The sequence below is a fragment of the Guptibacillus hwajinpoensis genome (genome assembly GCF_005144865.1).
GTDB classification, from domain to species: domain Bacteria; phylum Bacillota; class Bacilli; order Bacillales; family Guptibacillaceae; genus Guptibacillus; species Guptibacillus hwajinpoensis_A.
On the sequence record NZ_SWFM01000005.1, the window covers coordinates 167,385 to 180,245 of the forward strand.

Here is a 12,861-nt window from a genome sequence, read left to right on the forward strand (position 1 = left end):
GACGAGAAACAAGAACACGCCTGAATCGCTATGGTTCAGGCTTTTTCCGTTCAAGAAATGCTCATAACCAAACCTGTAATCTTGTGGTAACTTTTGTGCTTTTAAGATAAGGTAGAGGAAGCATATTATTATTTATCTACTGGAGGTCACTGTAATGAGAAAACGTTTACTATTTCTAACAGGTTTACTGAGTATGCTTGTTATCATAGCAGCATGTGGAAAAGATGTTCCAGACGATCTTGATTGGCAGGTTGAAGAGTTTACATACACCGATCACACAAATAGCGAATTTGGCCTGAATGATTTGGAAGGCAACGTCTGGATCGCCAATTTTATTTTCACAAATTGTGAAACGGTTTGTCCGCCTATGACAGCCAATATGTCTCAGCTTCAGGATAAGCTTAAGAAAGCAGATATCGATGCAGAGTTTGTATCATTTTCAGTTGATCCTGAACGTGATACACCAGATGAGTTAGTTGCCTTCTCAGAAAAATTCGATGCTGATCTTTCCAATTGGCATTTTCTAACTGGCTATAGTGGAGATGAAATTCAGGAGTTTGCTCAAAACAGTTTTCAAACACTCGCTTTACCAGATCCTAACTCTGATCAATTTACACATGGGACTGCTTTCTATCTCGTTAATAAAGAGGGTGTTGTAGTAAAGAAATATTCTGGTGTCTCCAATGTTCCGTATGAAGAAATCATTAACGATGTGAAAGCACTGCAATAGTGAGATCAGCTCTATAAAAGGGCTGATCTTTCTATTAGGTAGACTGTGAAGCTTAATCGCTATATTCTCTGTTAAATTGACAAAAAAGAACAGGATTTCTATAATAATCTTTGGAAAGCGATAACAAAATGTTGGTTTATCCTACTAATATGGGGTTAGTTGCTCCAATGGCAGGGGATATTGCTATCGTAGAAAAAGGTAACCGCTCATTTGGAGTTTACCTGCTTTTTCGATGTGTCCTTATAGACCAGAGAGAAGGAGAGAAGATCATGGCAGAAAAGCGTCAAATCACAGTAGCTACCGGAGACGGAATAGGTCCAGAAATCATGGAAGCTACATTGCATATTCTAGAACAGGCCGGTGCTGAAATCGAACCTGAATTTATCGATGTAGGGGAGAAAGTGTACCTGACAGGGAATTCCACGGGTATTCCTCAGGAAGCATGGGATTCACTCCGCCGAACAAAAGTGCTATTGAAAGCGCCAATTACAACACCGCAGGGTGGGGGCTACAAGAGCTTGAACGTAACGATTCGTACAGCAATGGGTCTTTATGCAAACGTTCGCCCTTGTGTATCCTATCATCCGGTAATTGAGAATAAACATCCTGATATGGATCTTGTCATTGTACGAGAGAATGAAGAAGATCTATATTCTGGAATTGAGCATCAGCAAACACCTGATGTGGTTCAGAGTTTGAAGCTTATATCCCGTCCTGGATCTGAGCGTATTATTCGTCACGCTTTTGAGTATGCGAGACAGAACAATCGCAAGAAAGTGTCATGCCTTGTTAAAGACAACATTATGAAGTTGAGTGATGGTCTTTTCCACCAGGTCTTTAAAGAAATCGCTGCAGAATATCCTGATATTGAATCCAATAGTTATATTGTTGATATTGGAATGGCGCGAATCGCTGACTCTCCAGAGGAATTTGATGTTATTGTTACATTGAATCTTTATGGGGACATTGCATCGGATATTGCAGCACAAATCGCAGGTAGTGTAGGACTAGCAGGCTCTGCTAATATTGGTGATGAGATTGCAATGTTTGAAGCGATTCACGGAAGTGCTCCTGATATAGCTGGTAAGGGAATTGCCAACCCATCAGGACTTTTACATGGTGCGATTATGATGCTCGTTCACATTGGTCAGCCTGAAGCGGCAGAGAAGGTTCATAACGCCTGGTTGAAAACAATTGAGGACGGCGTTTTGACTGGTGATATGGCAAAAGGAAAAGAGGCTGTCGGAACGAAAGAATTCGCTCATGCGGTCGCTGAAAGACTTGGACAGTCGCCTTCAACTCTTGAGCCTGTCACATATAGTAAGGAACCGATGGAGAAAGCTGAAAAGAACATTCGTCCAAATTATGTTCCAGAGCGTGAGCTTGATGGAACAGATGTTTTTCTATTCAACAATACATTAACGATTGATGAAATTGCTGAGAAGCTTGAGCGCGCAGCTGGAAGTAATCATGATTTTGTGATGATGACGAATCGTGGTGTAAAAGTATATCCGAACGGTTTCTCTGAAACGTTCCTATCTGATCACTGGCGCTGTCGTTTCCAGCCAGTTAAAGGTGTGAAAGAAACACAAACTGAGATTAGAGAGTTATTATCACGTATAGAAGCTGAAGAGCTAGACTGGATTAAGATCGAGAATCTTTATCGTTTTGACGATAAGATAGCCTACTCCTTAGCACAAGGTCAATAGAGTAGTAAACACGCCATTTATGGCGTGTTTTTTTGTGTTTTTTTATAGCTGAGTAGATTCCAACGGGATAAATTGAAGAATCCTGCAAACACTACAAAAAGAATCCCAGATTGTGTGGTGAAAGGCTTTGTTTCGATGGTTTAAGAAAACCCAATCTCCTGATAAATTAAAAAACTTACCGGAATTAATTAAGAACTTAAAAGAATCTGGTGACTTTTTTCATTTTGAAAGCAAGCAGCATGGTAGTTCATTCTTTCTTTATTATTTTAAAACGCTTGTTCATGAAACTCCCCTCAATGAGCATATTTTGCGTTTTCTTTCTCAAGAACCTATAACTAGCCTGAAAGATATTAAGGACAAAGTACCAATTACAGGAATTATCATTACAGAAGATTTGAAAATCATATGTGAAAAAGTAATGACTGGCTATGTTATTGTCCGCTTGAATGAAAATTCAGTTGAATGCGCTCTAATACCATGTCAGGTGAAGAAAGCACGCCAAGTCTCACAACCTGAAGTTGAATTTACTGTAGTGGGTTCAAAAGAAGCTTTTGTAGAATCTTTAGATACGAATATTCATCTCGTCAGAAAACGATTGCCAGTACATGAACTAAAAGCTTATGAATTAACACTAGGAAAGCTTACAAATACGAAGGTCGTTGTCATGTATTTGGAAGGCATAGCGAATGAAGAGAATGTTAATACAGTGAAACAACGTCTTGAAGATATTCACGTCGATCAAGTTGTTGATAGTTCAGTTATCATGCAACTTATCTCAGATAACCGAAACTCGCCTTTTCCACAGCTTGTTGATACCGAAAGGCCAGACAGAGTAGTATCCGTTCTATGTGAGGGGAAAGTTGTCATTTTATCAGATGGCTCTCCACAGGCTTTGATTGGCCCAACGACTCTTGTGGAGTTTTTTTCTGCTTTCGAGGACTACTTTGTTAATTGGATTGTAGCTTCAACAGCAAGACTGATACGTTTTTTTGCTATTCTCTTTTCCATTCTAGTTACGCCAGTTTATGTTGCTACATTAACTTATCATTACGAACTGATTCCAAGTGATTTGCTGAGTACATTGGTTAGCTCAAGACAGCGAATTCCTCTCCCGCCTATATTAGAAGCGTTATTCCTTGAACTCGCAATTGAATTATTAAGAGAAGCTGGAGCTCGCCTTCCTACAAAGGTAGGTCAAACCATGGGTATTGTTGGAGGTATTGTAATTGGTACTGCCTCAGTAGAGGCGGGGCTTACAAGTAATGTTCTCCTTATTATTGTTGCACTTTCTGCCTTAGCATCCTTCACTACACCCGTCTATCGAATGAGTAATACGATTCGACTAACCCGATTCCCGTTCCTCATATTCGCCCATTTGTGGGGGTTACTTGGAATTACACTTTGTTTTAGCTTTCTAATTGTCCATCTTCTGAAGTTAAAGTCTCTTGGTCGTCCATTTCTCGAACCGATATATCCTCTAAGAGTAAAAGATCTAAAGGATGCCATTATCAGATTGCCGCTAAGATTCCAGAGTACAAGGCCTGTTCAGTTACAGACAGAAGATACGAAGCGGTTTAACATAAAGATTCACAAAGATAAAAACGATTTTCATGAGTAATGTGAAGGGAGATGCTCTACATTGTCAGGACCCATTGTGAGAGACCAATATAAAGTATCTCCATTCTTAGTCTTCTACCTGGTTCATTCTGTACAAGTAGGCGTGGGTGTTATGGGATTTCAACGCATTAGCTCGAAAGTGGCTGGAAATGATGCTTGGATGTCCGTTTTAGGAGCTGGTCTAAGTATTCATATCATCATATATCTCATATATAAAATTCTTAATAAAGAAAAAGGGGATATTATCTCATTACACAAGAACCTCTTTGGTAAGTGGATAGGAGGATTACTAAGCAGCATCGTAATCGTTTATTTTATTGCAATGAGTATTACAGTTCTTAGAACATATATCGAAGTTATACAGGTATGGATGTTCCCGGACTTAAATAAATGGCTTTTTGGCGGTGTATTTCTGCTCCTAACTTACTATTGCTTATCCGGAGGATTCAGAGTGGTCGCAGGAATTTCGTTCTTTGGAGTAGTGCTACCTTTTTATCTAGTTTTGACCATGGTTTTTCCAATATTCTATGGTCATTTCCAAGATCTTCTGCCCGTTTTCAACCACTCTGTGAAAGAGATATATGAAGGAGTGAAAGGTGCCTCCCTCTCTTATTTAGGATTTACGACGCTCTTTATGTATTACCCATTTATTAAAGAACCGGAAAAATCTCATCGATGGGCACAGGCTGGGCATTTGGTCACAGTTGTAATTTATACTCTTGTCATGGTCGTAACCATTGCCTATTTTAGTACAGATCAACTTGAAAATACGATTTGGGCTACGTTAACAACCTGGAAAATTGCTGAGATGCCATTTGTACAGCGCTTTGAGTATATTGGCATTGCTTCTTGGGCAATTGTTATCCTCCCTAATCTCTGTATAACCGTTTGGGCAGGCGGAAGAGGAATAAGGAGATTATTGAAAGTAAGTCAAAAATCGGCAACGATACCTCTTTTAATCCTTATTTTGATAGTAAGCAGTGTTTTTGCTGAACGAAAAAGTATTGATCTTTTAAATGAGTACACAAGTAAAGTAGGTTATTATTTTGTTTACGTATATATTCCTATGCTTTTTGTTGTACAGTACGTCAAAAGTAAAGTGGTGAAGGAAAAATGATACGCTCATTGCTTATTTTACTATGTATACTTCTACTGACAGGGTGTGTCCAAAAAAAGATTCTTGATGACATTCAGATGGTCACCATTATTGGGTATGATGTTCCCGATGAAGACAAAGATGGTGGTCTAATTAAAGGGATTGCTGTAGCACCACAATATCAACCGGATGGAAAAGTTGATAATACCGTGTTTATTGAATCAGCTGAGCTTAGTAAAGAAATTAGGAGTCAGTATAATTCTGGATCGTCAAAACCAATTGTAAGTGGGAAGCTTGAAGTCGCTCTATTCAGTAGAGAAATTGCAGAAAAGGATGGCGTTATTGAGCTTGTTGATACACTACAACGAGATCCTTCTATTGGATCAAGGGTCTTCCTTGGAGTTGCAAATGGTGAGATTGAGGAAATGCTCAGTACAAACTACGGTAATGTGGACACTGGCACCTATTTTAACGATATTCTAACACACAATAGTAAGCATGGGATGTTACCGCAAACGAATCTTCATAGCTTCCTTTACTCCTATTTCTCAGAGGGAAGTGATCCGTTTCTTCCGTTGCTTGAGATGGATGATGAGACGGTTAAGATTATTGGAATTGCACTATTAAATGGGGATAAAATGGTTGGGGAATTAGACGCTGATAGCTTATTTACATTCAAAATACTTTATGAAAAATTTAGTAGCAACGATTCATTTTCAGTGAAACTAGGTCCAGATAAATACGCATCTATTTACAATATTGCCTCCAAGCGTAAAATTGATTACAAACGAGCAGGAAATGGGAAAATTCTAATAACTGGTAATATACTTGGCGTCATCAAAGAGTATTCAGGAAACAAGTTATCACCTGAAGCTCTCAAAGAAATTAAAGAAACAATGGAAAAAGATATAGAAGAGAGGGGGACCAAAATGATCAAAACTTTTCAGGAGTTGCGGATTGACCCTCTAAGTCTTGGTAACGTTGTTCGCAGCAGAACACGAGGCGAGTTTGACCGTGACAAATGGATAGATGAATATAAAGACATGGATATTTCTTTTGATATGAATGTCAAAATAACAGAGTCAGGAATTATTGAATAAATTTGAGAATATAAAAAGCATCCTACGATGGGATGCCTTAAGGGTTAGTTCATTTCAATTTGTTGTTCAACCGTCTTAGTTAATGAAACAAGCTCTTCGACGACCACAGTTAATCGTTCTTTTGCTTTTACATCAATCATGTAACCTTTCTCATCGAAGCACGTCGGATCGGCGCAAAATTGATCGGGTAGAACAAGCGCATAAAGTCCACGCATAACGGTTCTCATGTTATTCAATGCATTGATTCCGCCTTTTCCGCCGCCTCCAACAGACGCTAGAGCTGCAGGTTTATGCTTAAAGTGGCTTCCACCTAGAAAATCAAGGGCGTTTTTGAGAGCACCGCTCATGCCATTATGGTATTCTGGTGAGCAAATGACGAAAGCATCTGCTTTTGAAGCATGATTCATCAATCGCTGTACTTCTGGATGGTTAAGGTCTTCCTTGCTGCCTTTGAAAAGCGGAAGTTCATGAAATCCAGTATCAAATGTTAGGACCTCAATTCCTTTTTCGTCTAGTTGATCAGTAATCGCATTTGTTAAATTACGAGTCATTGATTTTTCTCTTGGACTCCCATTCATTACAAGTATTTTCATAATGAAACTCCTTCCTAGCTACTATTATATTTCCTTTGTTATGCCTGAGGTAACACCTCTAGTAGTTAACTCAGTAGTGACTTTAATTATCTACTTCAAGTATATGTGAAAAATGAACACTCCAAATCGTCTGAAGGTATGAATGTAGTCTCATACTTTAGTCTTATGCTTTTTCACCAGACCAGTGCTTCTTTGTAGCAAGAAGAGCTGCTTGCGTGCGATCATGAACATTCAACTTTGAAAGAATACTGCTTACATGGGTTTTAACGGTCTTTTCTGTTATATAAAGAGAAGCAGCAATTTCTTTATTGCTTTTGCCAAGGGTAATCTCTCTTAGCACATCTCTTTCTCTTTTTGTAAGAGTTTCAAAACGAGGTGCTTCCTCATCCTTGTTTGTCTCAGTCATATGTGACATTAACTGATTAGTAGCCTGTGGATGGAGGTGTCTCTTGCCATTGAACGCTGCTCGTATTGTATAGATGAGTTCGTCAGGATCGATGTCTTTTAATTGATAGCCTTCTGCACCAGCTCTTATAGCGGGGAGGACATGATCTTGATCTGAAAAGCTAGTTAAAATAATGATTTTCATACCTGGGTATTTCTGTTTCAGTTGTTTGGTTGCTTCAATTCCATCCATTTCTGGCATAATTAAATCCATTAAAACAACATCTGGTTGTAGTTGTTCTGCGAGTGTCACGGCTTCTAACCCAGTTGATGCCTCTCCAACGATTTCAATATCCGGTTGTGATTGCAAAAATAACCTTAAACCTTTTCGGACCATAAGATGGTCGTCAGCGAGAAGAAGTTTCATTTCATCATGTCTCCTCTTTATATTAGTCTGTGTTCGTAGACGTTGTAGCTGGAAATTGGTTAATTTCCGCTCCAGGATGGTCGCTTTCCGCGGGGCGGGACACTTGAGCCTCCTCGTCGCTGATGCTCCTGTGGGGTCTCACCTGTCCCGCATATCCCGCAGGAGTCGAGCAGCCTTCCGCTCCAATAAGCTAAGTGTGGCTTTTCATCAGAATCTCTTTTTAAACAAAATTCTTCCAGAAAAACTCTTCTACTTAAAATGGAAGAACAACTGTTATGGTGGTCCCTTTATTTACTTCACTCTTGATAGACAAATCCCCTCCAAGCATATCTGCTCGTTCTCTCATCCCTTTTAATCCAAGTGTGTAATCACCAAGCGTTTTTTGGTTAAACCCATGACCTTTGTCTTCAATAGTTAGTGATGCACGTTGATTACCAATATTTAGGTAGATACTCACTTCTTTCACACGTGCGTGCTTTTGAACGTTATTAAGAGATTCCTGTCCAATGCGAAAGAGTGCTTCTTCAATCGGTCCTGGTAGCAACTTCAGTCCAGTGATGTGACAAGTCGGCTTGAGATCTAGACCCTTCGCATATGTTTCCAGAGATGTCATGATTCCTACTTCTATGCCGACTGGACGAAGTTGCCAAATTAATGTTTTCATTTCACGCATAGCTTCTTGGGACATTTGCTGAATATCCTTAAGGGCATCTCGCAAGATTGGATTGTTATCCTGCAAGTCACGTAGTCCTCTTGCTGTCATCGAAAGAGAGAAAAGTTTTTGACTGACAGAGTCATGTAAATCTCTTGCTAATCTATTTCGTTCTTCTGAGATCATTAGTTCCTGTCGCTTTTGGTTAATTCTAGAATGTTCAATAGCAAGAGCAGTGTGATCAGCGATGGCTTTTAACACATCCCCGTCGCTCTGATCAAAGTCTGTGTTCTTATCGCTTAAAGCAAAGAGAATACCTACGTGGTTATTTCGGATAGACACATTTCTAGCAATAATAACCTGAAATTGTTTGAAGAAAGATAATTGATTTCTTGATAAAAGTATAGGTTTCTCAAATTGAATAGCATCAATCAATTCTTTGAAATTCTCACTTCCAAATAACTGCTCAACTTTTTGTAAACGACCTTCTGAATAAACAGAGTCAAGAAAGATCTGATTCTCTTCTTTCGTGCAATACCCCACAATCGGCCATTCAAAGGAAGTGGCAGTTTGCTCCACAATACCAGTGATGATGTCCCTACCTTGTTTGCGCTTCCACAATTCTCTGGTTAATGTTTCAAGCTTCGCATAATGCTCAGCTCGTTTTTGCTCATTTTGATATAATTTTGTTCGTTTAATGGCTGTCCCAATTTGGTAAGCAACCGATTCAAGTAATGTTAATTCTTCTTCATTGAATTTCTCTTTACCTGGAGAGCCGACATTCAATAGTCCAAAAGTTTCGCCTGCTGCCGTTAATGGAACGGTTGCATGGTGAGTGAGTCCTTCAGTATCCCCAAGATCATTCTTTACTGCGTCTTCAAGCCGTTTGCATTCTATAATATTAAAAGCTTGGTTTAATTTACCATCCCAGTACTTATTTAAACACCAGCAAGTACCTGAACACATTGGACGTTTATTGTTTATGGAAAGGGCATGTGGGAGCCGTACGTCTGCAGTGCAAGTGAATTCATGTTTCCCATCAGATAGAAAAATCCAACCTGTTTGAAGCCCTGTTACGGCTAGAAGTTCTTCAAGAACGGATTGGAGCATAGGTTTCAAATCGCTTGATCGATTTAATGTTTCTGCGATCGTTTTTAGAGTTAATAATTCTCGTTCATGCTGCTGATCGTTCACGTACCATTCCCCCAATATTCAAACAAATCGACCTTGTTTATTATACTATAAACAAGGTTGTTCTCTAAATACCTATTAATACATAAGAGACTTGTTTATATAGAAATAAAGTGAAGTACATTTTATTACTGGTTAATGTATGTATTGTAACAATTGTATCGATATGAATACGTTTTCAATTATACTGTTATTCTTAACTTGTAACTGGGTACATCACTATTAATTCAAACTTTGAGGAGGAAGAGATGATGTACAGTAAAATCGTAGTGGCATATGATCGTTCTGAAGATAGTGAAAAGGCGCTTCAACAAGCTGTTAAGCTGGCAGAAGTAAACCATGCCTCGATTCATTTGGTGCACGTCTCAAAGCAGTCAAATAAATTTACAACTCAGCCTGAAACTCGAATTCCTTATGGGACTGGAAGTATTGGTAATGAAGGTCATGCAGGTGTTCCGTCTCCCGTTCAAGAATCAGGAAGTGACGGTGTTCTCATCGAGAAAAGTAAGGGTGAAGCATTGTTAAGAGAAGTGAAAGAAACACTCTATCATATGGGAGTGAATGTTCAGTCAGATGTGAGAGTGGGAGACCCAGCTAAAGAGATTGTTGACTTCGCTGTAATGACAGAAGCTGACTTAATTGTAATTGGGAGCAGGGGTCTGAGTGGTATGAAAAAGTGGATGCTTGGTAGTGTTAGTCAAAAAGTAGCCCAGCAGTCTCCTTGTCCTGTCTTGATTGTGAAATAGCAAAAAAAGCCCGGTGCACCCGGGCTTTTTTTGGTGTACAGATAATACAGGAAGTTTCTTTATTACCAACAGAGTTTTACCGTTACTTCACTACAGTTATCCTCGTTTCCAGCCGTAAGGTCAATTCGAATCGCATCAGGAGTGAAAGCGGTATGAAAGGATGATGTCACACCAGCCCTCCTGATCAGCATTTCCAAATGCGAATGATCATTTTTCTGAGCTGCATCTTTTAACTCATGTGCAAAGTTAGTGTCCTTTTGAACTTTCTCAAGAAGTATCCGTGCTTCACTCATAAGCTGACAAGACGTATGTGCAGACCTTTGAAAGCGAGTTACTTCTACAGGTGGATAACGCAAAAACGGAGGGTAAGGATAATAGGGAACCCAATTAAGGTTGTATTGCTCGTTATACATCTTTAATCCTCCCCAAAACATGATACTATTACCGTATGGATTTCGTTGTGAAAAGTGTATACAAAAGGATAATTTGAGAAATGCAATTCAAACAGGTTACAATAGTATGGAAGCCGTTTTTGAAGGGGTAGGGGCATTTGAAGAAGTATATTATTTTTACTATTAGCTTAATTTGTTTTTATTTTATCGTTAATTTGCTTATGAGTGCTCTTGTAAATACAGCATTCCAGTCTGGATGGTTGGGAGCATGGAGCAAAGGACAACAGTTGACTGAAAGCTTAACCTTTGGTCTTCTATACAATCCAATTGATTTAATCAGTTTAGTAATCTCATTTGTTGTAAGTATATTTGTTACATCCAAAGTCAAAGTCTCTTAAACCATGTCTAATACATGGTTTTTTTATTTGGCTCTTTTCTAAAAGATTGTTGCTTTTGAAACAATTATTGAAAAAACCACACTTAGCTAATTGGAGCGGAAGGATGCTCGACTCCTGCGGGATTAGCGGGACAGGTGAGACCCCACAGGAGCGTTAGCGACGAGGAGGCTCACCGCCCGCCCCGCGGAAAGCGAGCATCCTGGAGCGGAAATCACCCCCCACTTAAAGCGACAATGAAGAGCCTTTTGTTTAAACATATTGATCTGGCAATCCTTTACTCGTTAATTGAAAGAATAGTATGATAAGTTTGTGTGGAATATATGTAAAGGAGAATGGGATGAAAGATATTAAACGTAAAAAAATAGGTATGAAGCTTATACCTGTTCTAATTCTGTTCGGGGCGTTTCTTGTATATCTTAATTGGAGTCAAAATAGTGAACCAACCTTTGAGATTAATAAGGAATTCAACGAAGTACAAAGTGAAACTAAAGTATTCAAACAAATCTCGCAAGAACTTACTGGCTCATTTATGCCTATAGAATATCAACTTTTTCAAGATGTGGATCTGGAGAAAGTATTAGTGAAAGAAAGAAGGACGTTAGAAATAGAAAAGGTATGGATGCAGGATAATTATCTTCACCTTATTTACAGTGTAGATTTGCTTCAAGAAGATCAGAACGATAAGGATATTCCTCAACTTACTCTTAATGAACTTTCTCTGCATTCTAAAGAGAACTCCATCGCATTGAAAGTTAATCAATCATCGAATATGAGATCGAATACGATTCCGCAAAGTTATGTGTATAAGCACAAACTATACAGAGGAATTGCATTTAACATGCTAAGCTCTGAAGAAGCACATGATGACATTCAAAAAGTTTACGAATGGAACAACGTTGATTACATAACGCTAGTGAATCCTGAAATGGTTCGAGACTCTGGAAAAGGAGAAGCACTGGATTCTATTTCTTTCGACACATCATTAAACCCACTGTTTGATCAGACGCTTGAAGCATTCGAACTAAATAAGACAACGAATTTGGACAATGGCCTTCAAGTGAATTGGAAGGATTTGATGCTAAAAATCAACCACTTTAACCTTTCATTTCAGCTTGAGAAAACAGATGAAGACTTGCAGGGTATAACACTTGATACAGTTTCAAATGGAAAGGTGATGAGCGAAGGATATTATCCAGTAATGAAGAAAGACAATTATTATGAAGTGAGTTTACCTACATTCGAGAGTACTCCTGAAACCTTTCAAGTTCAGGTGCGTGCATTAGATTTCATCGATCATAATGAACCACTCTCTTATACAATTAGTAGTGAAATGATTAACAGGGGCCTTGCATTGCCCAAAGGTGATAAGGTAGATATTATTGAAAAGCTAGGAACAAGAAATGGAATGACCATATCTTATGCTGGGGTATCCAATGCATTACCTGGTTATGAAGAAGATGAAGGACAGAGCGATGTGTTAGGCATTGTTATTCAACTTGAAAATATTCCTGGAGAGCGGTTTCGGATGTGGTTTAATATGGTAACAGAAGAGATGCAGAACTTAAAGTACAATAAAACGGAGTCTCAATCAGATTCAGAAGGCTACTATAATGTTGGACCGCTTATTAAAATCAGCAATGAGAATGGGGAGCTAGCAGAATCATATGGCAGTTCATCTGAGACGTTGCCAGATAAAGAGATTCAAGCATTTCATGTGAAGAAAGAATTCTTTGAGCGTTCGAGTGAAGTAACAGTGAAGCTGAGCGAGTTCCCTATTCATGAGAAAGTAAGTGGTAGCAAAATGACATTTGATCTTCGATGAGAGC

General features: G+C 38.9%; 12 protein-coding genes. 8 read left to right on the plus strand and 4 right to left on the minus strand.

All coding sequences use genetic code 11. From position 1 onward, the window contains the following. Window positions 1–154 precede the first annotated feature (154 nt). The 5 genes from FBF83_RS16505 to FBF83_RS16525 all read left to right on the plus strand — a co-directional run bounded on the left by FBF83_RS16505 (window position 155) and on the right by FBF83_RS16525 (window position 6,252). Entirely contained in the window at window positions 155–730 is a 576-nt protein-coding gene (locus FBF83_RS16505) for an SCO family protein (RefSeq protein WP_136948245.1), read from the plus strand. Between the two features lie 269 nt (window positions 731–999). Beyond that, window positions 1,000–2,439: an NADP-dependent isocitrate dehydrogenase gene (locus FBF83_RS16510; RefSeq protein ID WP_136948246.1), complete on the plus strand. Its 1,440-nt coding sequence runs from the start codon at window positions 1,000–1,002 to the stop codon at window positions 2,437–2,439. Between the two features lie 127 nt (window positions 2,440–2,566). Then, window positions 2,567–4,057 carry a spore germination protein gene (locus FBF83_RS16515; RefSeq protein WP_136948247.1) on the plus strand — a complete coding sequence of 497 codons (1,491 nt, stop codon included), beginning with the start codon at window positions 2,567–2,569 and terminating at the stop codon, window positions 4,055–4,057. Between the two features lie 21 nt (window positions 4,058–4,078). After that, the gene (locus FBF83_RS16520; protein ID WP_240688138.1) at window positions 4,079–5,173 is read left to right on the plus strand and encodes a GerAB/ArcD/ProY family transporter; all 1,095 of its coding nucleotides are present in this window, start codon (window positions 4,079–4,081) and stop codon (window positions 5,171–5,173) included. Continuing rightward, complete coding sequence (locus tag FBF83_RS16525) at window positions 5,170–6,252, plus strand: Ger(x)C family spore germination protein (protein ID WP_136948248.1); 1,083 nt, start codon at window positions 5,170–5,172, stop codon at window positions 6,250–6,252. Before FBF83_RS16520 ends, FBF83_RS16525 begins: the two co-directional genes overlap by 4 nt. A 44-nt stretch (window positions 6,253–6,296) precedes the next feature. Here the strand turns inward: FBF83_RS16525 and FBF83_RS16530 are convergent, their stop codons facing one another. The 3 genes from FBF83_RS16530 to FBF83_RS16540 all read right to left on the minus strand — a co-directional run bounded on the left by FBF83_RS16530 (window position 6,297) and on the right by FBF83_RS16540 (window position 9,502). Further along, window positions 6,297–6,845: an NADPH-dependent FMN reductase gene (locus tag FBF83_RS16530; RefSeq protein ID WP_136948249.1), complete on the minus strand. Its 549-nt coding sequence runs from the start codon at window positions 6,843–6,845 to the stop codon at window positions 6,297–6,299. 163 nt (window positions 6,846–7,008) lie between these two features. Further along, window positions 7,009–7,656, minus strand: coding sequence for a response regulator (locus FBF83_RS16535; RefSeq protein ID WP_136948250.1), 648 nt, complete (start codon window positions 7,654–7,656; stop codon window positions 7,009–7,011). A gap of 253 nt (window positions 7,657–7,909) precedes the next feature. Beyond that, the gene (locus FBF83_RS16540) at window positions 7,910–9,502 is read right to left on the minus strand and encodes a GAF domain-containing sensor histidine kinase (protein WP_136948251.1); all 1,593 of its coding nucleotides are present in this window, start codon (window positions 9,500–9,502) and stop codon (window positions 7,910–7,912) included. A 248-nt stretch (window positions 9,503–9,750) separates the two neighbouring features. Here FBF83_RS16540 and FBF83_RS16545 point away from each other — a divergent pair, with 248 nt between their 5' ends. Then, window positions 9,751–10,245 (plus strand): universal stress protein, encoded by a 495-nt coding sequence (locus FBF83_RS16545; protein ID WP_169525572.1) that lies wholly within the window; start codon window positions 9,751–9,753, stop codon window positions 10,243–10,245. A gap of 62 nt (window positions 10,246–10,307) precedes the next feature. Here FBF83_RS16545 and FBF83_RS16550 read toward each other — a convergent pair whose 3' ends face one another. Beyond that, window positions 10,308–10,658 carry a hypothetical protein gene (locus FBF83_RS16550; protein ID WP_136948253.1) on the minus strand — a complete coding sequence of 117 codons (351 nt, stop codon included), beginning with the start codon at window positions 10,656–10,658 and terminating at the stop codon, window positions 10,308–10,310. A 137-nt stretch (window positions 10,659–10,795) separates the two neighbouring features. Between FBF83_RS16550 and FBF83_RS21070 the strand changes: the two genes are divergently transcribed. After that, complete coding sequence (locus tag FBF83_RS21070) at window positions 10,796–11,035, plus strand: hypothetical protein (RefSeq protein ID WP_048313102.1); 240 nt, start codon at window positions 10,796–10,798, stop codon at window positions 11,033–11,035. Between the two features lie 337 nt (window positions 11,036–11,372). Beyond that, complete coding sequence (locus FBF83_RS16560) at window positions 11,373–12,857, plus strand: hypothetical protein (RefSeq protein ID WP_136948254.1); 1,485 nt, start codon at window positions 11,373–11,375, stop codon at window positions 12,855–12,857. Window positions 12,858–12,861 lie beyond the last annotated feature (4 nt).